The following is a 22,888-nucleotide window of genomic DNA, read 5'->3' on the forward strand; positions in this document are numbered from 1 at the left end:
ACCCCCATCCGAGCAATCGGGTGGGGGTTTGGGCTTTTATGGGACCGGGAAAATGCTTATTTCTCTGCGTGTTGGCGGCAAATCAGTGGTGCCAACTTTCTAGGCAGTAGCGAGTTGCATCGTTATGATGCCTGCCTCTTTGCTTGGGCCTTACTTCGATGCGTGATGTGCTGCGGCTACTGCAGGATGGCGAGTACCACTCCGGCGAGGCGATTGGCTCTGTGCTGGGGGTCAGCCGTGCCGCGGTGTGGAAGCGCCTGCAGTCGCTCGAGTCCGAGCTAGGTCTGGTTATCCATCGGGTCCGTGGTCGTGGCTACCGTCTGCAGGCGCCAATCTCTCTGCTCGACTGTGCGCGTCTGGAAGATGACTGCTGCGACGCCGGTTGGGCCTTCGTCTGCTTCGAATCGATCGACTCCACCAATGCCGAGGTGCTGCGCCGCCTAGCTGCCAACGATCCTGCGCCGTTGCTGATTGTGGCGGAAAAGCAGGACGGCGGCCGTGGAAGGCGAGGGCGTTCCTGGGTCAGTCCCTGTGCCTCTAATCTCTACTACAGCCTTGGGCTGCGCCTGGAGGGCGGTAGTTTCCCTCTGGAAGGTCTGAGTCTGACGGTGGGCCTTGCGGTGTTGCGTACCCTGGAGGAGGCCGGTTGCACGGGGAGTGGGCTGAAGTGGCCCAATGATCTGCTGGTCGGAGGACGCAAGATCGCCGGTATTCTCCTGGAGCTGGCGGGGGATCCTTCGGACGACTGCCAGGTGGTCATAGGGATCGGCGTGAACGTGAATATGCTGCCGGGTGGCTCGATCGCGATCGACCAGCCCTGGACCTCGCTGCGCGAGCAGACTGGGCGACTGCAGGATCGTACTGCGGTTGCATTGAGTCTTGGGCGCTGGTTACGCCATTACCTGGCTCTGCACGCTACGGGGGGATTCGCCTCGCTGCAGGCCGAATGGCAGGCTGCACATCTTTGGCAGGAGCGACCGGTTAGCCTGCAGGCAGGCGCGCAGCGCATCGATGGCAAGGTGCTGGGTGTCGACCGCGCCGGTGCTCTGCGCCTGGAGGTGGAGGGAGAGGAGCGGCAGTTCAGTGGCGGTGAGATTAGCCTGAGGTTGCGTGATGATTCTTGAACTGGACTGTGGCAATAGCCTGATCAAGTGGCGGGTGCTCGGAGATATGCCCTGGCGCAGCCTGTTCGGCGGCGTGGTGGAGTCCGACGAGGCGCTATTGCAGGCGCTTCGCGGTTTGAGCGAGCTGTCGTTGCGTGGTGGTCGCTTGGTCAGTGTGCGCAGTGATGCTGAAACCACGGCACTCATTGCCGCACTCGAGTCCGAGTTCGGTCTGGCGATGCAGTATGCGTCTCCGCAGCAAGTCCTCTCGGGTGTCAGCAATGGCTACCAGGACTACGAGCGCCTGGGGCTGGATCGCTGGCTGGCGGTTGTCGGCGCCTATCAGTTGGCCCGTGGCGCCTGCCTGGTGCTAGATCTCGGTACGGCGGTGACATCCGACCTGGTCGACCAGGCTGGGCGCCATTTGGGCGGATATATTTGCCCCGGGCTGCCGCTGATGCGCAGCCAGTTGCGCACTCATACCCGTCGCATCCGTTACGACGACACCGCTGCCGAACAGGCTCAGCTCAGTCTCGATCCCGGCCGCTCCACGGCTGAAGCGGTGGAGCGCGGTTGCACCTTGATGTTGCGGGGCTTCGTGCTCACCCAGCTGGAGCTGGCGCGCGAGCGACTGGGCGAGACATTCACCATCTTTCTTACGGGCGGTGATGCCGGCCTGGTTCACGAAGTGCTTCCGCAGGCTCAGCTGGTCTCCGATCTCGTATTCGTCGGTCTGGCCGAGGCCTGTCCGCTACCTGGGGAGTGAGCATGCGCTGGTTCTTTCTTCTTCTGTTGGTTCTGAACCTTTTCTATTACGTGTGGCATCAGCAGCAGGCGCCGTTGCGTGCCAAGGCGGTTGAGCCAATGGAGATGTACCGGGGGGCTCAGCAGGGCATTCGCTTGCTGGACGCATCGGATCGGGCCATGGTCAGGCCGGAGCTTGCGAGGCCGTCGGCTGTCGCGGGCGATGAAACCTGTCTGTTTCTCGGCAGTTTCCAGCAGGAGGGCGCAGCTCGCCAGGTCGAGCAGCGCCTTATCGCCCTGGATATAGAGACAGAGGTGCGCTCGGTGGATGCGGCGGCGGGGCTCGACTACTGGGTCTACCTCGCGCCGCTTGCTTCGCGACAGGCTTCGTTGCGACAGCTGAAAGAGCTGCAGGCTCGCAAGATCGACAGCTACATCATTACCCAAGGGGACCTGGCCAATGGCATTTCCCTTGGGATCTTTCCCCGTAACGACTCTGCCGAAAGCGTGATGCAGCGCCTGCGTGACGCCGGCTACGAGCCGATGTTGCGCGAGCTGCCTCGCGCCCAGCGCAGCTTCTGGGTGCGCATCGCGCCCGAGAGTCGCCGTCTGGCCGACGATGCTCTGCAGCAACTGGCTTCCGACTTCAAGGATCTACAGCATCAAATAATGCCGTGCGAAAGCGTTGCATCTACCCAGTAGTTTGCATAGAATAGCGCCCGCTTTGCGGGGGAGTCTTCGCAGAGTGGCTGTTGGAAATAGCTAACCTCAAGTTTTTATTGAGAAATTGCTTGACAGCTAGGTGGCAGTAGTTAAAATGCCGCCCACTTTGGAGGGGTTCCCGAGCGGCCAAAGGGATCAGACTGTAAATCTGACGTCATAGACTTCGAAGGTTCGAATCCTTCCCCCTCCACCAGATCAAGCGTGAGCCGCAAGCTCCGCGGGCATAGTTTAGTGGTAGAACCTCAGCCTTCCAAGCTGATGATGCGGGTTCGATTCCCGCTGCCCGCTCCAAGTTTGCTGTTTGTGCAAAGTGTTTCGCTCATGTAGCTCAGCTGGTAGAGCACACCCTTGGTAAGGGTGAGGTCAGCGGTTCGAATCCGCTCATGAGCTCCACTTCGACAAAGGCAGATATGCAGATATCTGCCTTTGTTTTAATGGCAGTGTCAGTTCTCAATTCCTTGTTCGGAGACGGGTCAGATGGCTAAGGAAAAATTTGAACGTAACAAACCGCACGTCAACGTTGGCACCATCGGTCACGTTGACCACGGTAAGACCACTCTGACCGCTGCTCTGACTCGCGTCTGCTCCGAAGTATTCGGTTCCGCTCGTGTCGACTTCGACAAGATCGACTCCGCTCCGGAAGAGAAGGCTCGTGGTATCACCATCAACACCGCGCACGTGGAGTACGACTCCAACATTCGCCACTACGCGCACGTTGACTGCCCGGGTCACGCCGACTATGTGAAGAACATGATCACCGGTGCTGCCCAGATGGACGGCGCGATCCTGGTTTGCTCGGCCGCTGATGGTCCGATGCCGCAAACCCGCGAGCACATCCTGCTGTCCCGTCAGGTGGGCGTTCCCTACATCGTCGTGTTCCTGAACAAGGCTGACATGGTTGACGACGCCGAGCTGCTGGAACTGGTCGAGATGGAAGTTCGCGACCTGCTGAGCACCTACGATTTCCCGGGTGACGACACTCCGATCATCATCGGCTCCGCGCTGATGGCTCTGAACGGCGAAGACACCAACGAAATGGGTACCACCGCCGTCAAGAAGCTGGTCGAGACCCTGGACTCCTACATTCCGGAGCCGGTGCGTGCCATCGACATGCCGTTCCTGATGCCGATCGAAGACGTGTTCTCGATCTCCGGTCGCGGTACCGTGGTAACCGGTCGTGTCGAGCGCGGTATCGTCCGTATCCAGGAAGAAATCGAGATCGTTGGTCTGCGTGCTACCACCAAGACCACCTGCACCGGCGTTGAAATGTTCCGCAAGCTGCTCGACGAAGGTCGTGCTGGCGAGAACTGCGGCGTGCTGCTGCGCGGCACCAAGCGTGATGAAGTCGAGCGTGGTCAGGTTCTGGCCAAGCCGGGCACCATCAAGCCGCACACCAAGTTCGAAGCCGAAGTGTACGTGCTGTCCAAGGAAGAAGGTGGTCGTCACACCCCGTTCTTCAAGGGCTACCGTCCGCAGTTCTACTTCCGTACCACTGACGTGACCGGTTCGTGCGAACTGCCGGAAGGCGTCGAGATGGTAATGCCGGGCGACAACATCAAGATGGTTGTCACCCTGATCAAGCCGATCGCCATGGACGACGGTCTGCGTTTCGCGATTCGCGAAGGCGGCCGTACCGTTGGCGCCGGTGTAGTTGCCAAGGTCATCGAGTAATCGATTGATCTATCTCGGTAAGGCCGGCATAATGGTCGGCCTTACTTCGATTTAGGCCAGTAGCTCAATTGGCAGAGCGGCGGTCTCCAAAACCGCAGGTTGGGGGTTCGATTCCCTCCTGGCCTGCCAGATTCCTGATTAGAAGTGGATCTGGCGTTTCTTTCGACAGGGTTTTCTCATGAATGCCAAAGCTGAAGCTCAGAACTCCCGCTTTGATGCGCTGAAGTGGCTCATTGCTGCCGCTCTGGTCGTCGCGGGTGTTGTCGGCAATCAGTATTTCTCGGCTGAACCGCTCCTGTATCGCGTGCTGGCTCTGCTGGCTCTGGCTGTTGCGGTCGGTTTTGTCGCGTTGCAGACCGCGAAAGGTCAGGCGTTCTTTGCTCTGGCAAAAGAAGCGCGCATCGAGATTCGCAAGGTCGTATGGCCGACTCGTCAGGAGACCACCCAGACCACGTTGATCGTGGTGGCCGTGGTGCTGGTCATGTCGCTGGTCCTTTGGGGCTTGGATAGCCTGTTGGGTTGGCTTGTTTCGTTGATTGTCGGTTAAGGGTGTCCCGTGGCTAAGCGTTGGTACGTCGTGCATGCTTACTCGGGCTACGAGAAGCATGTCATGCGCTCTCTGGTCGAGCGCGTCAAGCTGGCTGGCATGGAAGACGAGTTCGGCGAGATTCTGGTTCCCACCGAGGAAGTGGTGGAAATGCGTAACGGCCAGAAGCGCAAGAGCGAGCGCAAGTTCTTCCCCGGCTACGTGCTGGTCCAGATGGAAATGAACGAAGCGACCTGGCACTTGATCAAGGATACGCCGCGCGTCATGGGCTTCATTGGTGGTACCGCCGACAAGCCGGCGCCGATCACCGAGAAAGAGGCTGATGCCATCCTGCGTCGCGTTGCCGACAGCGGCGACAAGCCGAAGCCGAAGACCCTGTTCGAGCCGGGCGAGACCGTTCGTGTCATCGACGGGCCGTTCGCCGACTTCAATGGCGTCGTCGAAGAAGTTAACTACGAAAAGAGCCGGATCCAGGTCGCGGTGCTCATTTTCGGTCGCTCCACGCCGGTGGAGCTGGAGTTCAGTCAGGTCGAGAAGGCATAACTGGACAATGCATCCCGTACCCCGCAGCCAATGGCTGCGGGGTTTTGTCGTCATTGGGATAAATGCGTATTAACCGGGGAGCCTCGTTGAGGCGTCTGACCCGATATTGGAGTAGCTCATGGCTAAGAAGATTCAGGCTTACATCAAGCTGCAAGTGAAGGCCGGCCAGGCCAACCCGTCGCCGCCCGTCGGTCCCGCTCTGGGCCAGCACGGCGTGAACATCATGGAATTCTGCAAGGCGTTCAACGCCAAGACCCAGGGCATGGAGCCCGGTCTGCCGACTCCCGTGATCATCACCGTCTACAGCGACCGCAGCTTCACCTTTGAAACCAAAAGCACCCCGGCTTCGGTGCTGCTGAAGAAGGCCGCTGGCCTGACCAGCGGTTCCGCTCGTCCGAACACCGTCAAAGTGGGCACTGTTACCCGTGCTCAGCTGGAAGAGATCGCCAAGACCAAGCAGGCCGATCTGACCGCAGCTGACCTGGATGCGGCCGTGCGTACCATCGCCGGCTCCGCGCGTAGCATGGGCCTCAACGTGGAGGGTGTGTAATGGCTAAGCTGACCAAGCGCCAGAAGGCTATCGCCGAGAAAGTAGAAGCCGGCAAGGCCTACAACTTCGAAGAGGCCGCCAAGCTGCTGGCCGAGCTGTCCACCGTCAAGTTCACCGAGTCCTTCGACGTCTCCGTGAACCTGGGTGTCGACCCGCGTAAATCCGACCAGGTCGTGCGTGGCGCCACCGTGCTGCCGAACGGCACTGGCAAGACCGTCCGCGTTGCCGTGTTCACCCAGGGCCCGGGCGCCGAAGCCGCTCTGGCTGCCGGTGCCGACAAGGTCGGTATGGACGACCTGGCTGCCGAAATGAAAGCCGGCGACCTGAACTACGACGTGGTCATCGCCTCCCCGGATGCCATGCGTGTCGTCGGCCAGCTGGGCCAGGTACTGGGCCCGCGCGGCCTGATGCCGAACCCGAAAGTCGGCACCGTGACTCCGGACGTGGCTACCGCCGTGAAGAACGCCAAGGCCGGTCAGGTACGTTTCCGTACCGACAAGAACGGCATCATCCACACCTCCGTTGGCAAGATCGGCTTCGAAGCCGCCGCGCTGAAGCAGAACGTGGAAGCCCTGCTGGCTGACCTGAAGCGCCTGAAGCCGTCGACCTCCAAAGGTATCTACGTCAAGCGCGTGACCCTGAGCACCACCATGGGTCCGGGTCTGGTGATCGATCAGGCTTCTCTGGAAGCGTAAGTGACATGGCCGGCGGACTCGTCCGCCGGTCTCGAAAGATTGGGGTCCCTGCCTGGCGGGGGCTATCCAAGACCGTAGGTGGCGCAAGCCTTAAACCCTGGAGAGCGATCTCCTGAACCTACGCAGATGGTGCTCCCGATTCGTACCGAATCAGACACCAAAACGACGTCGGGCTCCGGCCTGACGAAACGGTAAATCCAGGAGTAAACCCGTGGCAATTAAACTCGAAGACAAGAAGGCCATCGTCGCTGAAGTCAACGAGGCTGCCAAAGCCGGTCTGTCCGCTGTCGTGGCTGATGCCCGTGGCGTGACCGTCGGCGCAATGACCGGACTCCGTAAAGAGGCCCGCGAAGCTGGTGTGTACGTGAAAGTCGTGCGTAACACCCTGCTCAAGCGCGCCGTTGAAGGCACTCAGTTCGACGTGCTCAGCGACGTGTTCAAAGGCCCGACCCTCATCGCTTTCTCCAACGAACATCCGGGCGCTGCCGCCCGTATCTTCAAGGATTTTGCCAAGGGTCAGGACAAGTTCGAGATCAAGGCAGCTGCGTTCGAGGGCAAGTTCCTCGCAGCAAACCAGATCGACGTACTGGCAACTCTGCCGACCCGTGACGAGGGCATCGCGCAGCTGATGAGCGTTATTCAAGGCGCCACCAGCAAGCTCGCTCGCACCCTGGCAGCTATTCGCGACCAGAAAGAAGCTGCTGCTGCCTGAGGCGGCGTAGGTACTTTCGAAATCACATGTTTAATTTGATGGCTGCGTAGGCTGTCACCCCAATACAGGAATTCATAGTCATGTCTCTGACTAACGAGCAAATCATCGAAGCGATCGGCCAGAAATCCGTTGTGGAAATCGTCGAGCTGATCAAGGCGATGGAAGAAACCTTCGGCGTTACCGCTGCTGCCGCTACCGTCGCTGCTGCTGGCCCGGCCGCTGCCGCTGCCGAAGAGCAGACCGAGTTCACCATCATGCTGACCGAAGCCGGCGACAAGAAAGTGAACGTGATCAAGGTCGTTCGCGAACTGACCGGTCTGGGTCTGAAAGAAGCCAAGGCAGTGGTTGACGGCGCTCCGGCTCCGGTCAAGGAAGGCGCTTCGAAAGAAGAAGCCGAAGCTGCCAAGAAGGCCCTGGAAGAAGCTGGCGCCAAAGTCGAGCTCAAGTAAGCGACGACCTTGCGTCTACAGCCCGAGCGTTGAGCGAAAGGCTGATGGCTGGTGGCTGATGCCACCGGCCTTTTTCCGTTATGGGCAGCGGGCCGGAAGGTCACTGTCCATGGCGTGAAAACCCCGCCCGAGGGCGGCGCAAACCACAGGGTTTGCACGATTTTCTGGCCCTTGCCGTCGGCAGAGGCCAAACAAGCAGGTGACCAAGCTGGGGAACGCTGATGGCTTACTCATACACTGAGAAAAAACGTATCCGCAAGGACTTTAGCAAGTTGCCGGACGTGATGGATGTGCCGTATCTCCTGGCCATCCAGTTGGATTCGTACCGCGAATTCCTGCAGGCGGGAGCAAGCAAGGAGCAGTTCCGCGACGTTGGCCTGCATGCGGCCTTCAAGTCCGTATTCCCGATCATCAGCTACTCCGGCAACGCCGCTCTGGAGTACGTCGGCTATCGCCTGGGCGAGCCTGCGTTCGACGTCAAGGAGTGCGTGCTGCGTGGCGTGACCTTCGCCGTGCCGCTGCGGGTCAAAGTCCGTCTGATCATCTTCGACAAAGAATCGTCGAACAAAGCGATCAAGGACATCAAAGAGCAAGAAGTGTACATGGGCGAAATTCCGCTCATGACCGAGAACGGTACCTTCATCATCAACGGTACCGAGCGTGTGATCGTTTCCCAGCTGCACCGCTCCCCGGGCGTGTTCTTCGACCACGACCGTGGCAAGACCCACAGCTCCGGCAAGCTGCTGTACTCCGCTCGCATCATTCCCTACCGCGGCTCCTGGCTGGACTTCGAGTTCGATCCGAAGGACGCCGTGTTCGTCCGTATCGACCGTCGCCGCAAGCTGCCGGCTTCCGTCCTGCTGCGCGCCCTGGGCTACAGCACCGAGGAAGTGCTGGACGCCTTCTATGACACCAACGTCTACCACGTGAAGGGCGAGACCCTGAACCTGGAACTGGTGCCGCAGCGTCTGCGTGGCGAGATCGCCGCGTTCGACATCAAGGACGAGAAGGGCAAGGTCATCGTCGAGCAGGGCCGCCGTATCACCGCGCGCCACATCAACCAGATCGACAAGGCCGGCATCAAAGAGCTGGAAGTGCCGCTCGACTACCTGCTGGGTCGCACCACCGCCAAGGCCATCGTTCATCCGGCCACCGGCGAGATCGTTGCCGAGTGCAACTCCGAGCTGACCACCGACCTGCTGGCGAAGATCGTCAAGGCCCAGGTCGTCCGCATCGAGACCCTGTACACCAACGACATCGACTGCGGTCCGTTCATCTCCGACACGCTGAAGATCGACTCCACCGGCAACCAGCTGGAAGCCCTGGTCGAGATCTACCGCATGATGCGTCCTGGCGAGCCGCCAACCAAGGATGCCGCCGAGACCCTGTTCAACAACCTGTTCTTCAGCGCCGAGCGTTACGACCTGTCCGCCGTCGGCCGCATGAAGTTCAACCGTCGTATCGGTCGCACCGAGATCGAAGGCTCTGGCGTTCTGTCGAAAGAAGACATCGTCGACGTGCTGAAGACCCTGGTCGACATTCGTAACGGCAAGGGCATCGTCGACGACATCGACCACCTGGGTAACCGCCGCGTCCGTTGCGTCGGCGAGATGGCCGAGAATCAGTTCCGCGTCGGTCTGGTCCGCGTCGAGCGCGCGGTCAAAGAACGTTTGTCCATGGCCGAAAGCGAAGGCCTGATGCCGCAGGACCTGATCAACGCCAAGCCGGTCGCGGCGGCGGTGAAGGAGTTCTTCGGTTCCAGCCAGCTTTCCCAGTTCATGGACCAGAACAACCCGCTCTCCGAGATCACCCACAAGCGCCGCGTCTCCGCACTCGGCCCGGGCGGTCTGACCCGTGAGCGCGCCGGCTTCGAAGTCCGCGACGTACACCCGACCCACTATGGCCGCGTGTGCCCGATCGAGACTCCTGAAGGTCCGAACATCGGTCTGATCAACTCTCTGGCCGCCTATGCCCGCACCAACCAGTACGGCTTCCTGGAAAGCCCGTACCGCGTGGTGAAGGACACCAAGGTCACCGACGAGATCGTGTTCCTGTCCGCCATCGAAGAGGCCGATCACGTGATCGCCCAGGCTTCGGCGACCATGAACGCCAAAGGCCAGCTGGTTGATGAACTGGTGGCCGTGCGTCACCTGAACGAGTTCACCGTCAAGGCGCCGGAAGACGTCACCCTGATGGACGTGTCGCCGAAGCAGGTCGTTTCCGTCGCTGCCTCGCTGATTCCGTTCCTCGAGCACGACGACGCCAACCGCGCACTCATGGGTTCGAACATGCAGCGTCAGGCCGTGCCGACCCTGCGCGCCGACAAGCCGCTGGTCGGTACCGGCATGGAGCGCAACGTCGCCCGTGACTCCGGTGTCTGCGTCGTGGCTCGCCGTGGCGGCGTGATCGACTCCGTCGATGCCAGCCGTATCGTGGTCCGCGTAGCCGACGATGAAGTCGAAACCGGTGAAGCCGGTGTCGACATCTACAACCTGACCAAGTACACCCGCTCCAACCAGAACACCTGCATCAACCAGCGTCCGCTGGTGAGCAAGGGTGACAAGGTTTCGCGCGGCGACATCATGGCCGACGGTCCGTCCACCGACATGGGTGAGCTGGCGCTGGGTCAGAACATGCGCGTCGCGTTCATGCCGTGGAACGGCTTCAACTTCGAAGACTCCATCTGCCTGTCCGAGCGCGTGGTCCAGGAAGACCGCTTCACCACGATCCACATCCAGGAACTGACCTGTGTGGCCCGTGACACCAAGCTTGGCCCAGAGGAAATCACCGCGGACATCCCGAACGTGGGTGAGGCCGCGCTGAACAAGCTGGACGAAGCCGGTATCGTCTACGTCGGCGCCGAAGTGCTGGCTGGCGACATTCTGGTCGGCAAGGTTACCCCGAAGGGCGAGACCCAGCTGACTCCGGAAGAGAAGCTGCTGCGTGCGATCTTCGGTGAGAAGGCGTCCGACGTTAAAGACACCTCCCTGCGCGTGCCGACCGGCACCAAGGGTACCGTCATCGACGTACAGGTCTTCACCCGTGACGGCGTCGAGCGCGACAGCCGTGCCCTGGCCATCGAGAAGCAGCAGCTCGACGAGATCCGCAAGGACCTGAACGAAGAGTTCCGCATCGTCGAAGGCGCCACCTTCGAGCGTCTGCGTTCCGCCCTGGTGGGTGCCAAGGCCGAAGGCGGTGCTGGCCTGAAGAAAGGCGCTGTCATTGATGACGCCTACCTCGACGGTCTGGAGCGCGGTCAGTGGTTCAAACTGCGCATGGCCGACGATGCTCTCAACGAGCAGCTGGAGAAGGCCCAGGCCTACATCAGCGACCGTCGCCAGCTGCTGGACGACAAGTTCGAAGACAAGAAGCGCAAGCTGCAGCAGGGCGACGACCTGGCGCCGGGCGTACTGAAGATCGTCAAGGTCTACCTCGCCATCAAGCGTCGTATTCAGCCGGGCGACAAGATGGCCGGCCGCCACGGTAACAAGGGTGTGGTCTCGGTGATCATGCCGGTCGAAGACATGCCACACGATGCCAATGGCACTCCGGTGGATATCGTCCTCAACCCGCTGGGCGTACCGTCGCGTATGAACGTCGGTCAGATCCTCGAAACCCACCTGGGCCTGGCGGCCAAGGGCCTGGGCGAGAAGATCAACCGCATGCTCGAAGAGCAGCGCAAGATCGCCGAACTGCGCAAGTTCCTCAACGAGATCTACAACGAGATCGGTGGTCGCCAGGAAAGCCTGAACGAGTTCTCGGACACCGAGATCCTCGAGCTGGCGAAGAACCTGAAAGGCGGCGTGCCGATGGCTACCGCCGTGTTCGACGGCGCCAAGGAAACCGAGATCAAGGCCATGCTGAAGCTGGCCGATCTGCCGGAAAGCGGCCAGATGCGCCTGACCGACGGCCGTACCGGTAACCAGTTCGAGCGTCCGACCACCGTCGGCTACATGTACATGCTCAAGCTGAACCACCTGGTCGACGACAAGATGCACGCACGTTCCACCGGTTCCTACAGCCTGGTTACCCAGCAGCCGCTGGGTGGTAAGGCACAGTTCGGTGGTCAGCGCTTCGGTGAGATGGAGGTCTGGGCGCTGGAAGCCTATGGCGCTGCCTACACCCTGCAGGAAATGCTGACCGTGAAGTCGGACGACGTGAACGGCCGGACCAAGATGTACAAGAACATCGTGGACGGCGATCACCGCATGGAGGCCGGCATGCCCGAGTCCTTCAACGTGTTGATCAAAGAGATCCGCTCGCTCGGTATCGACATCGAACTGGAAACCGAATAACACGCCTTGCTGCGGCCGCACCGTCGGCCGCAGCAGGTCCGTGAGGAGGAAAGGCCTTGAAAGACTTGCTGAATTTGTTGAAAAACCAGGGTCAGGTTGAAGAGTTCGATGCGATCCGTATCGGTCTGGCTTCGCCTGAGATGATCCGTTCCTGGTCTTTCGGTGAAGTGAAAAAACCGGAAACCATCAACTACCGTACCTTCAAGCCCGAGCGTGACGGCCTGTTCTGCGCCAAGATCTTTGGCCCGGTCAAGGACTACGAGTGCCTGTGCGGCAAGTACAAGCGCCTCAAGCACCGCGGCGTGATCTGCGAGAAGTGCGGCGTGGAAGTGGCCCTGGCCAAGGTCCGTCGTGAGCGCATGGCGCACATCGAACTGGCTTCGCCGGTCGCCCACATCTGGTTCCTAAAGTCCCTGCCGTCCCGTATCGGCCTGCTGCTGGACATGACCCTGCGTGACATCGAGCGCGTGCTCTATTTCGAGAGCTACGTGGTGATCGATCCGGGCATGACCACCCTGGAGAAGGGCCAGCTGCTGAACGACGAGCAGTACTTCGAAGCCCTCGAAGAGTTCGGTGACGACTTCGACGCGCGCATGGGCGCCGAGGCCGTTCGCGAGCTGCTCAACGCCATCGACCTGGATCATGAGATCGGCCGCCTGCGCGAAGAGATTCCGCAGACCAACTCCGAGACCAAGATCAAGAAGCTGTCCAAGCGTCTGAAGCTGATGGAAGCCTTCAAGGACTCCGGCAACCACCCGGAGTGGATGGTCCTGACCGTTCTGCCGGTACTGCCGCCGGACCTGCGTCCGCTGGTTCCGCTGGATGGCGGCCGCTTCGCGACCTCGGATCTGAACGATCTGTATCGCCGCGTGATCAACCGTAACAACCGTCTGAAGCGCCTGCTCGACCTGGCCGCGCCGGACATCATCGTGCGCAACGAAAAGCGCATGCTGCAGGAAGCGGTCGACGCCCTGCTCGACAACGGCCGTCGCGGTCGCGCCATCACCGGCTCGAACAAGCGTCCGCTGAAGTCCCTGGCCGACATGATCAAAGGTAAGCAAGGTCGCTTCCGTCAGAACCTGCTCGGTAAGCGCGTGGACTACTCCGGTCGTTCCGTGATCACCGTGGGCCCGACCCTGCGCCTGCACCAGTGCGGTCTGCCGAAGAAGATGGCCCTCGAGCTGTTCAAACCGTTCATCTTCGGCAAGCTCGAAGCCCGCGGCATGGCCACCACCATCAAGGCGGCCAAGAAGATGGTCGAGCGCGAACTGCCCGAGGTCTGGGACGTTCTCGCCGAGGTCATCCGCGAACATCCCGTGCTGCTCAACCGCGCACCGACCCTGCACCGTCTGGGCATCCAGGCGTTCGAACCGGTTCTGATCGAAGGTAAAGCCATCCAGCTGCACCCGCTGGTCTGCGCCGCGTACAACGCCGACTTCGACGGTGACCAGATGGCCGTGCACGTTCCGCTGACCCTCGAGGCCCAGCTGGAAGCGCGCGCGCTGATGATGTCCACCAACAATGTGCTGTCGCCCGCCAACGGCGAGCCGATCATCGTGCCGTCGCAGGACGTGGTACTGGGTCTGTACTACATGACCCGTGAAGCCATCAACGCCAAGGGCGAAGGCCGCGTCTTCGCCGACCTGCAGGAAGTCGACCGGGTGTTCCGCGCCGGCGAGGCCTCCCTGCACGCCAAGGTCAAGGTGCGCATCAACGAGACCGTCAAGCAGAAGGACGGCAGCCTGCTCAAGAACACCCGCATCGTCGACACCACCGTCGGCCGTGCCCTGCTGTTCCAGATCGTGCCGGCCGGCCTGTCCTATGACGTGGTCAACCAGTCGATGAAGAAGAAGGCGATCTCCAAGCTGATCAACCAGTGCTACCGCACCGTGGGTCTGAAGGACACCGTGATCTTCGCCGACCAGCTGATGTACACCGGTTTCGCCTACTCGACCATCTCCGGTGTGTCGATCGGTGTGAACGACTTCGTCATCCCGGACGAGAAGGCGCGCATCATCGACGCCGCCACCGAGGAAGTGAAGGAAATCGAATCGCAGTACGCCTCCGGCCTGGTCACCCAGGGCGAGAAGTACAACAAGGTGATCGACCTCTGGTCGAAGGCCAACGACGAAGTGTCCAAGGCGATGATGGCCAACCTCTCGAAAGAGAAGGTGGTCGACCGCGAAGGCAAGACCGTCGATCAGGAGTCGTTCAACTCCATGTACATGATGGCGGACTCCGGTGCCCGTGGTAGCGCCGCCCAGATCCGTCAGCTGGCCGGTATGCGTGGCCTGATGGCCAAGCCGGACGGCTCGATCATCGAGACCCCGATCACCGCGAACTTCCGTGAAGGCCTGAACGTACTCCAGTACTTCATCTCCACTCACGGTGCTCGTAAAGGTCTGGCGGATACCGCACTGAAGACCGCGAACTCCGGTTACCTGACCCGTCGTCTGGTCGACGTGGCCCAGGATCTGGTAGTGACCGAGGTCGATTGCGGCACCGAGCACGGTCTGCTGATGACTCCGCACATCGAAGGCGGCGACGTGGTCGAGCCGCTCGGTGAGCGCGTGCTCGGCCGTGTCATCGCCAAGGATGTGCCGAAGCCGGGCAGCGACGAGATCATCGTGCCGGCCGGTACCCTGGTCGACGAGAAGTGGGTCGAGTTCATCGAGCGCAACAGCATCGACGAAGTGATCGTGCGCTCGCCGATCACCTGCGAAACCCGCTACGGCATCTGCGCCAAGTGCTACGGCCGCGATCTGGCCCGTGGTCACCAGGTGAACATCGGTGAAGCGGTCGGCGTCATCGCCGCCCAGTCCATCGGTGAGCCGGGTACCCAGCTGACCATGCGTACGTTCCACATCGGTGGTGCGGCGAGCCGGACCTCGGCCGCCGACAACGTCCAGGTGAAGAACGGCGGTGCGATCCGTCTGCACAACCTCAAGCACGTCGAGCGTGTCGACGGCAACCTGGTGGCTGTGTCCCGTTCCGGCGAGCTGGCCGTGGCCGACGAGTTCGGTCGCGAGCGCGAGCGCTACAAGCTGCCGTACGGCGCCGTGATTTCCGTGAAGGAAGGCGACAAGGTCGACGCTGGCGCCATCGTCGCCAAGTGGGACCCGCACACCCACCCGATCGTGACCGAGATGAAGGGTACCGTGACCTTCGTCGGCATGGAGGAGGGCATCACCGTCAAGCGCCAGACCGACGAACTGACCGGTCTGACCAACATCGAGGTGATGGATCCGAAGGACCGTCCGGCTGCCGGCAAGGACATTCGTCCGGCCGTGAAGCTGGTCGACGCCAACGGCAAGGAACTGCTGCTGCCGGGTACCGACGTACCGGCCCAGTACTTCCTGCCCGCCAACGCCCTGGTCAACGTCAACGACGGTGCCCAGGTCGGTGTGGGTGACGTGATCGCGCGTATCCCGCAGGAAACCTCGAAGACCCGCGACATCACCGGTGGTCTGCCGCGCGTTGCCGACCTGTTCGAGGCCCGTCGTCCGAAAGAGGCTTCGATCCTGGCGGAAATCAGCGGCACCATCGCCTTCGGCAAGGAGACCAAGGGCAAGCGCCGCCTGGTCATCACCCCGACCGATGGCAGCGATCCGTACGAGGAGCTGATTCCGAAGTGGCGTCACCTGAACGTCTTCGAGGGCGAACAAGTGAACCGCGGCGAAGTCATCTCCGACGGCCCGAGCGATCCGCACGACATCCTGCGTCTGCTGGGCGTCAGCGCGCTGGCCAAGTACATCGTCAACGAGATCCAGGACGTTTACCGTCTGCAGGGCGTGAAGATCAACGACAAGCACATCGAGACCATCCTGCGGCAGATGCTGCGCAAGGTCGAGATCAGCGAGTCCGGCGACTCCAGCTTCATCAAGGGCGACCAGATGGAACTGACCCACGTCCTGAGCGAGAACGAAGTGCTGGCGGGCGACGACAAGTTCATCGCCAAGTTCGAGCGCGTTCTGCTGGGTATCACCAAGGCCTCGCTGTCCACCGAATCGTTCATCTCCGCGGCTTCCTTCCAGGAAACCACCCGCGTGCTGACCGAAGCGGCCGTGACCGGCAAGCGCGACTACCTGCGCGGCCTGAAGGAGAACGTCGTTGTGGGTCGTCTGATCCCGGCCGGTACCGGCCTGGCCTACCACAGCGAGCGCAAGCGTCGTCGTGAAGCCGACAAGCCTCAGCGTGTGAGCGCGAGCGAGGTCGAAGCGGCTCTGACCGAAGCGCTGAACTCCAGCGGCAACTGATCGGATGGGGTCCCCGGGCGAGCAATCGCCCGGGGCCTCGTCTTGACTGGGGGAGTGAGTCTCTTTAGACTCATGCACCCCTAAATTTGGCAGGGCGACTAGCTCTGCCATTTTGCTTTAGGGCAATAGCGTCGAAAGACAACAGTGGAGCTTATAGATGGCAACTATCAACCAGCTGGTACGCCAGCCGCGCAAGCGCCTCGTCGAGAAGAGCGACGTGCCTGCGCTGCAGAACTGCCCGCAGCGCCGTGGCGTGTGCACCCGTGTGTACACCACCACGCCGAAGAAACCGAACTCCGCACTGCGTAAAGTGTGCCGTGTTCGTCTGACCAACGGTTTCGAAGTCACCTCCTACATCGGTGGTGAAGGTCACAACCTGCAAGAGCACAGCGTCGTGCTGATCCGTGGCGGTCGTGTAAAAGACCTTCCGGGTGTGCGCTACCACACCGTTCGCGGTTCGCTGGACACCACCGGTGTCAAAGACCGTAAGCAGGGTCGTTCCAAGTACGGTACCAAGCGTCCGAAGTAATTCGGTTCGCCATTTTTCTATTTATTGAGTCGATAAGAGTAAGGTCGGGCGTAACCGATTGGTTATGGTCCCGGGCTAACCTGAAGACCGTTTGAGGGCTTATCAATGCCAAGACGTCGTGTAGCAGCCAAGCGTGAGATTCTGGACGATCCGAAATACGGAAGCCTGATTCTCGCCAAATTCATGAACCACGTGATGGAAAGCGGCAAGAAGGCAGTCGCCGAGCGCATCGTTTACGGTGCCCTGGAAACCGTCAAAACCCGCAAGAACAGCGATCCCCTGGAGATCTTCGAGAAAGCTCTCGACGCCATCGCTCCGCTGGTCGAAGTCAAGTCCCGCCGTGTAGGCGGTGCTACCTACCAGGTTCCGGTCGAAGTTCGTCCGTCCCGTCGTAATGCCCTGGCCATGCGCTGGCTGGTGGAAAGCGCGCGCAAGCGTGGTGAGAAGTCCATGGCTCTGCGCCTGGCTGGTGAGCTGCTGGATGCCTTCGATGGCAAAGGCGCTGCCGTCAAGAAGCGTGAAGACGTGCACCGTATGGCCGAGGCCAACAAAGCGTTCTCGCACTACCGCTTCTAATTACGGCATCCATTCTTTTGCGAGGGCTTTATGGCTCGTACTACTCCCATTAACCGCTACCGGAACATTGGTATCTGCGCTCACGTTGACGCGGGCAAGACCACCACTACCGAGCGGATCCTGTTCTACACGGGTCTCAGCCACAAGATGGGTGAGGTGCACGACGGCGCTGCTACCACCGACTGGATGGTGCAGGAGCAGGAGCGTGGTATCACCATCACTTCCGCTGCGATCACCACCTTCTGGGAAGGCTCGCGCGGTCAGTATGACAAGTACCGCGTCAACGTCATCGACACCCCCGGTCACGTGGACTTCACCATCGAAGTAGAGCGTTCGCTGCGCGTACTCGACGGCGCTGTCGTGGTGTTCTGCGGCACTTCCGGCGTTGAGCCGCAGTCCGAAACCGTATGGCGTCAGGCCAACAAGTACGGCGTTCCGCGTATCGTCTACGTGAACAAGATGGACCGTGCCGGTGCCAACTTCCTGCGCGTCGTCGGTCAGATCAAGAACCGTCTGGGTCACACCCCGGTTCCGATCCAGATCGCCATCGGCGCTGAAGATAACTTCGAAGGTCAGGTCGACCTGATCAAGATGAAGGCTATCTACTGGAACGAAGACGACAAGGGCACCAGCTATCGTGAGGAAGAGATTCCTGCCGAGCTGGTCGACCTGGCCAACGAGTGGCGCAACAACATGGTCGAGGCGGCTGCCGAGGCCAACGAAGAGCTGATGAACAAGTACCTCGAAGAGGGCGACCTCTCCGTCGAGGACATCAAGGCCGGTCTGCGTCTGCGCACCCTGGCCAGCGAAATCGTCCCGGCTGTCTGCGGCTCCTCGTTCAAGAACAAGGGCGTGCCCCTGGTTCTCGACGCCGTGATCGACTTCCTGCCGGCGCCGACCGAAATCGCTGCGATCCAGGGTATCCACCCGGATCACGTCGACGACGGCGACGAGGCTCCGAAAGACGAGCGTCATGCCGACGACAGCGCGCCGTTCTCGGCGCTGGCGTTCAAGATCGCTACCGACCCGTTCGTCGGTACTCTGACCTTCGTGCGCGTCTACTCGGGCGTTCTGGAGTCTGGCCAATCGGTCATCAACTCCGTGAAGGGCAAGAAAGAGCGCGTTGGTCGTATGGTGCAGATGCACGCCAACCAGCGTGAAGAGATCAAGGAAGTGCGCGCTGGCGACATCGCGGCCCTGATCGGCATGAAGGACGTCACCACCGGTGAAACCCTGTGCGATCCGGACAAGCCGATCATCCTCGAGCGCATGGACTTCCCGGAGCCGGTCATCTCGGTAGCGGTAGAGCCGAAGACCAAGGCCGACCAGGAGAAGATGGGTATCGCACTGGGCAAGCTGGCCCAGGAAGACCCGTCGTTCCGCGTCAAGACCGACGAAGAGACCGGTCAGACCATCATCTCCGGTATGGGTGAGCTGCACCTGGACATCCTCGTTGACCGCATGAAGCGCGAGTTCAACGTCGAGGCCAACATCGGCAAGCCGCAGGTTTCCTACCGTGAAACCATCACCAAGGACAATGTCGAGATCGAAGGCAAGTTCGTTCGTCAGTCCGGTGGTCGCGGTCAGTTCGGTCACTGCTGGATTCGCTTCTCGACTCCGGACGTGGACGACAAGGGCAACATCACCGAAGGTCTGGTGTTCACCAACGAAGTCGTGGGTGGTGTGGTTCCGAAGGAATACATCCCGGCGATCCAGAAGGGTATCGAAGAGCAGATGAAGAACGGCGTCGTCGCCGGCTATCCGCTGATCGGCCTGAAGGCGACCGTGTTCGATGGTTCCTACCACGACGTCGACTCCAACGAGATGGCGTTCAAGATCGCTGCTTCCATGGCGACCAAGCAACTGGCCCAGAAGGGCGGTGGTAAGGTGCTTGAGCCGATCATGAAGGTCGAGGTGGTGACACCCGAGGACTACATGGGTGACGTGATGGGCGACCTGAACCGTCGTCGCGGTCTGATCCAGGGTATGGAAGATTCGGTTTCCGGTAAGGTAATCCGTGCCGAAGTTCCGCTGGGCGAGATGTTCGGTTATGCGACCGACGTCCGTTCCATGTCCCAGGGTCGTGCAAGCTACTCCATGGAATTCTCCAAGTACGCCGAAGCTCCGTCGAACATCGTCGAAGCGCTGGTTAAAAAACAAGGCTAATCCCGCCCTTTAAGTAAGAGGTTTACTGTCGTGGCCAAGGAAAAATTTGAACGTAACAAACCGCACGTCAACGTTGGCACCATCGGTCACGTTGACCACGGTAAGACCACTCTGACCGCTGCTCTGACTCGCGTCTGCTCCGAAGTATTCGGTTCCGCTCGTGTCGACTTCGACAAGATCGACTCCGCTCCGGAAGAGAAAGCTCGTGGTATCACCATCAACACCGCGCACGTGGAGTACGACTCCAACATTCGCCACTACGCGCACGTTGACTGCCCGGGTCACGCCGACTATGTGAAGAACATGATCACCGGTGCTGCCCAGATGGATGGCGCTATCCTGGTTTGCTCGGCCGCCGACGGCCCGATGCCGCAAACCCGCGAGCACATCCTGCTGTCCCGTCAGGTAGGCGTTCCCTACATCGTCGTGTTCCTGAACAAGGCCGACATGGTCGACGACGCCGAGCTGCTGGAGCTGGTCGAGATGGAAGTTCGCGACCTGCTGAGCACCTACGATTTCCCGGGTGACGACACTCCGATCATCATCGGCTCCGCGCTGATGGCTCTGAACGGCGAAGACACCAACGAAATGGGTACTACCGCCGTCAAGAAACTGGTCGAGACCCTGGACTCCTACATTCCGGAGCCGGTACGTGCCATCGACATGCCGTTCCTGATGCCGATCGAAGACGTGTTCTCGATCTCCGGTCGCGGCACCGTGGTAACCGGTCGTGTCGAGCGCGGTATCGTCCGTATCCAGGAAGAAATCGAGATCGTTGGTCTGCGTGCTACCACCAAGACCACCTGCACCGGCGTTGAGATGTTCCGCAAGCTGCTCGACGAAGGTCGTGCTGGCGAGAACTGCGGCGTGCTGCTGCGCGGCACCAAGCGTGATGAAGTCGAGCGTGGTCAGGTTCTGGCCAAGCCGGGCACCATCAAGCCGCACACCAAGTTCGAAGCCGAAGTGTACGTGCTGTCCAAGGAAGAAGGTGGTCGTCACACCCCGTTCTTCAAGGGCTACCGTCCGCAGTTCTACTTCCGTACCACTGACGTGACCGGTTCGTGCGAACTGCCGGAAGGCGTCGAGATGGTAATGCCGGGCGACAACATCAAGATGGTTGTCACCCTGATCAAGCCGATCGCCATGGACGACGGTCTGCGTTTCGCGATTCGCGAAGGCGGCCGTACCGTTGGCGCCGGCGTGGTTGCCAAAGTCATCGAGTAATCGACGGCTGTTGAGGAAAAGGGCCCTTCGGGGCCCTTTTTCTTTGATTGGTTAAAAGTTGACACCCCCAGGGGGCATCCGTACAATCACGCCTCCTTTTAACGGGCGTAGTCCGTCCGTTGGGGAAAGCAGAGATAGAGTCTGAGGTCAAAATGCAAAACCAACAAATCCGTATTCGGTTGAAGGCTTTTGACCATCGCCTGATCGATCAATCCACCCAGGAAATCGTGGAAACCGCGAAACGTACTGGTGCTCAGGTGCGTGGTCCTATTCCTCTGCCTACTCGCAAAGAGCGGTACACCGTTCTGATCTCCCCGCACGTCAACAAAGACGCGCGCGATCAGTACGAAATTCGTACCCACAAGCGTGTTCTGGACATCGTCCAGCCGACGGATAAAACCGTCGACGCGCTGATGAAGCTCGACCTTGCGGCAGGCGTGGAAGTGCAGATCAGCCTCGGCTAAAACCTGGCGGTTTTAGTCGTGTAACGCTCTGAAATGGGCGGCCATAGCGGGTGAAAGCCCCGTACACTCATGAGGTTTACAACATGACTATTGGTGTAGTCGGTCGTAAGTGCGGCATGACCCGCATTTTCACCGAAGAAGGTGTCTCCATTCCGGTCACGGTCATCGAGATCGAGCCGAATCGCGTCACCCAGTTCAAATCCGAAGAAAGCGATGGCTACCGCGCTGTGCAGGTAACCGTGGGCGAGCGTCGTGCTTCCCGCGTGACCAAGGCTCAGGCTGGTCACTTCGCCAAGGCTAATGTCGCTGCTGGTCGTGGCGTCTGGGAATTCCGCCTGGAAGAAGGCGATTACCAGGCTGGCGATCAGATCACTGCCGAACTGTTCCAGGCTGGCCAACTGGTGGATGTCACCGGTGAGTCCAAGGGTAAAGGCTACGCCGGTACCATCAAGCGCTGGAACTTCCGCGGTCAGGACAATACCCACGGTAACTCCGTTTCCCACCGTGCTCCGGGCTCCATCGGCCAGTGCCAGACTCCTGGTCGTGTCTTCAAGGGCAAGAAAATGTCCGGTCACCTTGGCGCTGAGCGCGTGACCGTGCAGTCCCTGGAAGTGGTCCGTGTCGACGCCGAGCGTAATCTGCTGCTGGTCAAGGGTGCCGTTCCGGGCGCTCCCGGTGGCGACGTGCTGGTACGTCCGGCTGTCAAAGCTCGCGGTTAATAGGGGAAGCTGAGATGCAACTGAATGTAAATGGCGCTCAGGCTATCGAAGTCAGCGAGCGCACTTTCGGCAGCGAGTTCAACGAGACACTGGTTCACCAGGCTGTCGTCGCCTACATGGCTGGCGGTCGTCAGGGCTCCCGTGCTCAGAAGACTCGTGCTGAAGTCACCGGTGGTGGCAAAAAACCGTGGCGTCAGAAGGGCACCGGTCGTGCTCGTTCCGGTTCCAGCGTTGGCCCGATCTGGCGTGGCGGTGGCGTGACCTTCGCTGCTAAGCCGCAAGATCACAGCCAAAAGCTGAACAAGAAGATGTACCGCGCTGCTCTGCGCTCCATCCTCTCCGAGCTGGTTCGTCAGGATCGCCTGGTCGTGGTCGAAGACTTCGCCGTCGACGCCCCGAAGACCAAGGCTCTGCTGGGCAAGCTGGATGGCATGGGTCTGTCCGATGTGCTGATCGTCACCGAAGCCGTCGACCAGAACCTGTACCTGGCTGCGCGCAACCTGCCGCACGTTGATGTTCGCGACGTTCAAGGCTCCGATCCGGTCAGCCTGATCGCCTTCGACAAAGTGCTGGTTACCGTGTCGGCCGTGAAGAAATTCGAGGAGCTGCTGGCATGAACCAGGAACGCGTATTCAAAGTGCTGGTTGGCCCGCACATCTCCGAGAAGGCCTCCGTGCTGGCAGATGGTTCGAGCCAATTCGTTTTCAAGGTTGCCGTTGATGCAACCAAGCTGGAAATCAAGAAGGCCGTCGAAAGCCTGTTCAGCGTGAAGGTAGACACTGTCCGCACTGTCAACGTACAGGGCAAGACTAAGCGTACCGCTCGCGGCCTGGGCAAGCGTAACGACTGGAAGAAGGCGTATGTCTCCCTCCAGGCGGGCCAAGATCTCGATTTCACCAGCAGTGCTGAGTAAGGTAGGGGC

Annotated in this window: 20 protein-coding genes and 4 tRNA genes; all 24 read left to right on the plus strand. The window is 60.4% G+C overall.

Translation table 11 applies throughout. From position 1 onward, the window contains the following. Positions 1 to 158: 158 nt before the first annotated feature. The 24 genes from birA (at position 159) to rplW (ending at position 22,879) form a co-directional block, all read left to right on the plus strand. Positions 159 to 1,124 (plus strand): bifunctional biotin--[acetyl-CoA-carboxylase] ligase/biotin operon repressor BirA, encoded by a 966-nt coding sequence (gene birA / locus N7640_RS22415; protein ID WP_279904268.1) that lies wholly within the window; start codon positions 159 to 161, stop codon positions 1,122 to 1,124. Next, on the plus strand, positions 1,114 to 1,869 hold the full coding sequence (locus tag N7640_RS22420; protein ID WP_279904267.1) for a pantothenate kinase: 756 nt from the start codon (positions 1,114 to 1,116) through the stop codon (positions 1,867 to 1,869). The genes birA and N7640_RS22420 overlap by 11 nt, the downstream gene beginning before the upstream one ends. Before the next feature lie 2 nt (positions 1,870 to 1,871). Next, positions 1,872 to 2,549 (plus strand): SPOR domain-containing protein, encoded by a 678-nt coding sequence (locus N7640_RS22425; protein ID WP_279904266.1) that lies wholly within the window; start codon positions 1,872 to 1,874, stop codon positions 2,547 to 2,549. Between the two features lie 129 nt (positions 2,550 to 2,678). Then, positions 2,679 to 2,763, plus strand: a tRNA-Tyr gene (locus tag N7640_RS22430). Between the two features lie 24 nt (positions 2,764 to 2,787). Continuing rightward, positions 2,788 to 2,861: transfer RNA gene (locus N7640_RS22435), tRNA-Gly, on the plus strand. Between the two features lie 26 nt (positions 2,862 to 2,887). Continuing rightward, positions 2,888 to 2,963 (plus strand) — tRNA-Thr (locus N7640_RS22440). Positions 2,964 to 3,047: 84 nt separating this feature from the next. Beyond that, a complete protein-coding gene (gene tuf / locus N7640_RS22445; RefSeq protein ID WP_262880179.1) occupies positions 3,048 to 4,241 on the plus strand; it encodes an elongation factor Tu in 1,194 nt (397 codons plus the stop codon). A gap of 53 nt (positions 4,242 to 4,294) precedes the next feature. After that, positions 4,295 to 4,370 (plus strand) — tRNA-Trp (locus N7640_RS22450). Positions 4,371 to 4,419: 49 nt separating this feature from the next. Further along, a complete protein-coding gene (gene secE, locus N7640_RS22455) occupies positions 4,420 to 4,788 on the plus strand; it encodes a preprotein translocase subunit SecE (protein WP_279904265.1) in 369 nt (122 codons plus the stop codon). A 9-nt stretch (positions 4,789 to 4,797) separates the two neighbouring features. After that, complete coding sequence (nusG, locus tag N7640_RS22460) at positions 4,798 to 5,331, plus strand: transcription termination/antitermination protein NusG (RefSeq protein ID WP_220815297.1); 534 nt, start codon at positions 4,798 to 4,800, stop codon at positions 5,329 to 5,331. Between the two features lie 118 nt (positions 5,332 to 5,449). Continuing rightward, entirely contained in the window at positions 5,450 to 5,881 is a 432-nt protein-coding gene (gene rplK / locus N7640_RS22465) for a 50S ribosomal protein L11 (protein ID WP_004373444.1), read from the plus strand. Beyond that, positions 5,881 to 6,576 (plus strand): 50S ribosomal protein L1, encoded by a 696-nt coding sequence (rplA, locus tag N7640_RS22470; RefSeq protein ID WP_279904263.1) that lies wholly within the window; start codon positions 5,881 to 5,883, stop codon positions 6,574 to 6,576. The genes rplK and rplA overlap by 1 nt, the downstream gene beginning before the upstream one ends. Before the next feature lie 211 nt (positions 6,577 to 6,787). Further along, positions 6,788 to 7,288, plus strand: a complete 501-nt coding sequence (gene rplJ, locus N7640_RS22475; RefSeq protein ID WP_220815295.1) for a 50S ribosomal protein L10 — start codon at positions 6,788 to 6,790, stop codon at positions 7,286 to 7,288. An 80-nt stretch (positions 7,289 to 7,368) separates the two neighbouring features. Next, positions 7,369 to 7,737, plus strand: coding sequence for a 50S ribosomal protein L7/L12 (rplL, locus tag N7640_RS22480; RefSeq protein ID WP_220815294.1), 369 nt, complete (start codon positions 7,369 to 7,371; stop codon positions 7,735 to 7,737). Between the two features lie 221 nt (positions 7,738 to 7,958). Further along, a complete protein-coding gene (rpoB, locus tag N7640_RS22485; protein ID WP_279904262.1) occupies positions 7,959 to 12,032 on the plus strand; it encodes a DNA-directed RNA polymerase subunit beta in 4,074 nt (1,357 codons plus the stop codon). Positions 12,033 to 12,088: 56 nt separating this feature from the next. After that, a complete protein-coding gene (rpoC, locus tag N7640_RS22490; RefSeq protein ID WP_279904261.1) occupies positions 12,089 to 16,288 on the plus strand; it encodes a DNA-directed RNA polymerase subunit beta' in 4,200 nt (1,399 codons plus the stop codon). 157 nt (positions 16,289 to 16,445) lie between these two features. After that, positions 16,446 to 16,817, plus strand: coding sequence for a 30S ribosomal protein S12 (gene rpsL / locus N7640_RS22495; protein ID WP_110683332.1), 372 nt, complete (start codon positions 16,446 to 16,448; stop codon positions 16,815 to 16,817). Between the two features lie 105 nt (positions 16,818 to 16,922). Beyond that, on the plus strand, positions 16,923 to 17,393 hold the full coding sequence (gene rpsG / locus N7640_RS22500; protein ID WP_220815291.1) for a 30S ribosomal protein S7: 471 nt from the start codon (positions 16,923 to 16,925) through the stop codon (positions 17,391 to 17,393). Between the two features lie 30 nt (positions 17,394 to 17,423). Continuing rightward, the gene (gene fusA / locus N7640_RS22505; protein WP_279904260.1) at positions 17,424 to 19,559 is read left to right on the plus strand and encodes an elongation factor G; all 2,136 of its coding nucleotides are present in this window, start codon (positions 17,424 to 17,426) and stop codon (positions 19,557 to 19,559) included. Positions 19,560 to 19,589: 30 nt separating this feature from the next. Next, positions 19,590 to 20,783 (plus strand): elongation factor Tu, encoded by a 1,194-nt coding sequence (gene tuf / locus N7640_RS22510; protein WP_262880179.1) that lies wholly within the window; start codon positions 19,590 to 19,592, stop codon positions 20,781 to 20,783. A 152-nt stretch (positions 20,784 to 20,935) separates the two neighbouring features. Further along, positions 20,936 to 21,247 carry a 30S ribosomal protein S10 gene (rpsJ, locus tag N7640_RS22515; RefSeq protein WP_003243886.1) on the plus strand — a complete coding sequence of 104 codons (312 nt, stop codon included), beginning with the start codon at positions 20,936 to 20,938 and terminating at the stop codon, positions 21,245 to 21,247. Positions 21,248 to 21,330: 83 nt separating this feature from the next. Then, entirely contained in the window at positions 21,331 to 21,966 is a 636-nt protein-coding gene (gene rplC, locus N7640_RS22520) for a 50S ribosomal protein L3 (protein WP_279904259.1), read from the plus strand. Between the two features lie 14 nt (positions 21,967 to 21,980). Next, complete coding sequence (gene rplD / locus N7640_RS22525; RefSeq protein ID WP_279904258.1) at positions 21,981 to 22,583, plus strand: 50S ribosomal protein L4; 603 nt, start codon at positions 21,981 to 21,983, stop codon at positions 22,581 to 22,583. After that, positions 22,580 to 22,879: a 50S ribosomal protein L23 gene (gene rplW, locus N7640_RS22530; protein WP_220811368.1), complete on the plus strand. Its 300-nt coding sequence runs from the start codon at positions 22,580 to 22,582 to the stop codon at positions 22,877 to 22,879. The genes rplD and rplW overlap by 4 nt, the downstream gene beginning before the upstream one ends. Positions 22,880 to 22,888: the final 9 nt, after the last annotated feature.

The sequence above is a fragment of the Pseudomonas sp. GD04015 genome (assembly GCF_029837675.1).
Lineage (GTDB): Bacteria > Pseudomonadota > Gammaproteobacteria > Pseudomonadales > Pseudomonadaceae > Aquipseudomonas > Aquipseudomonas paralcaligenes.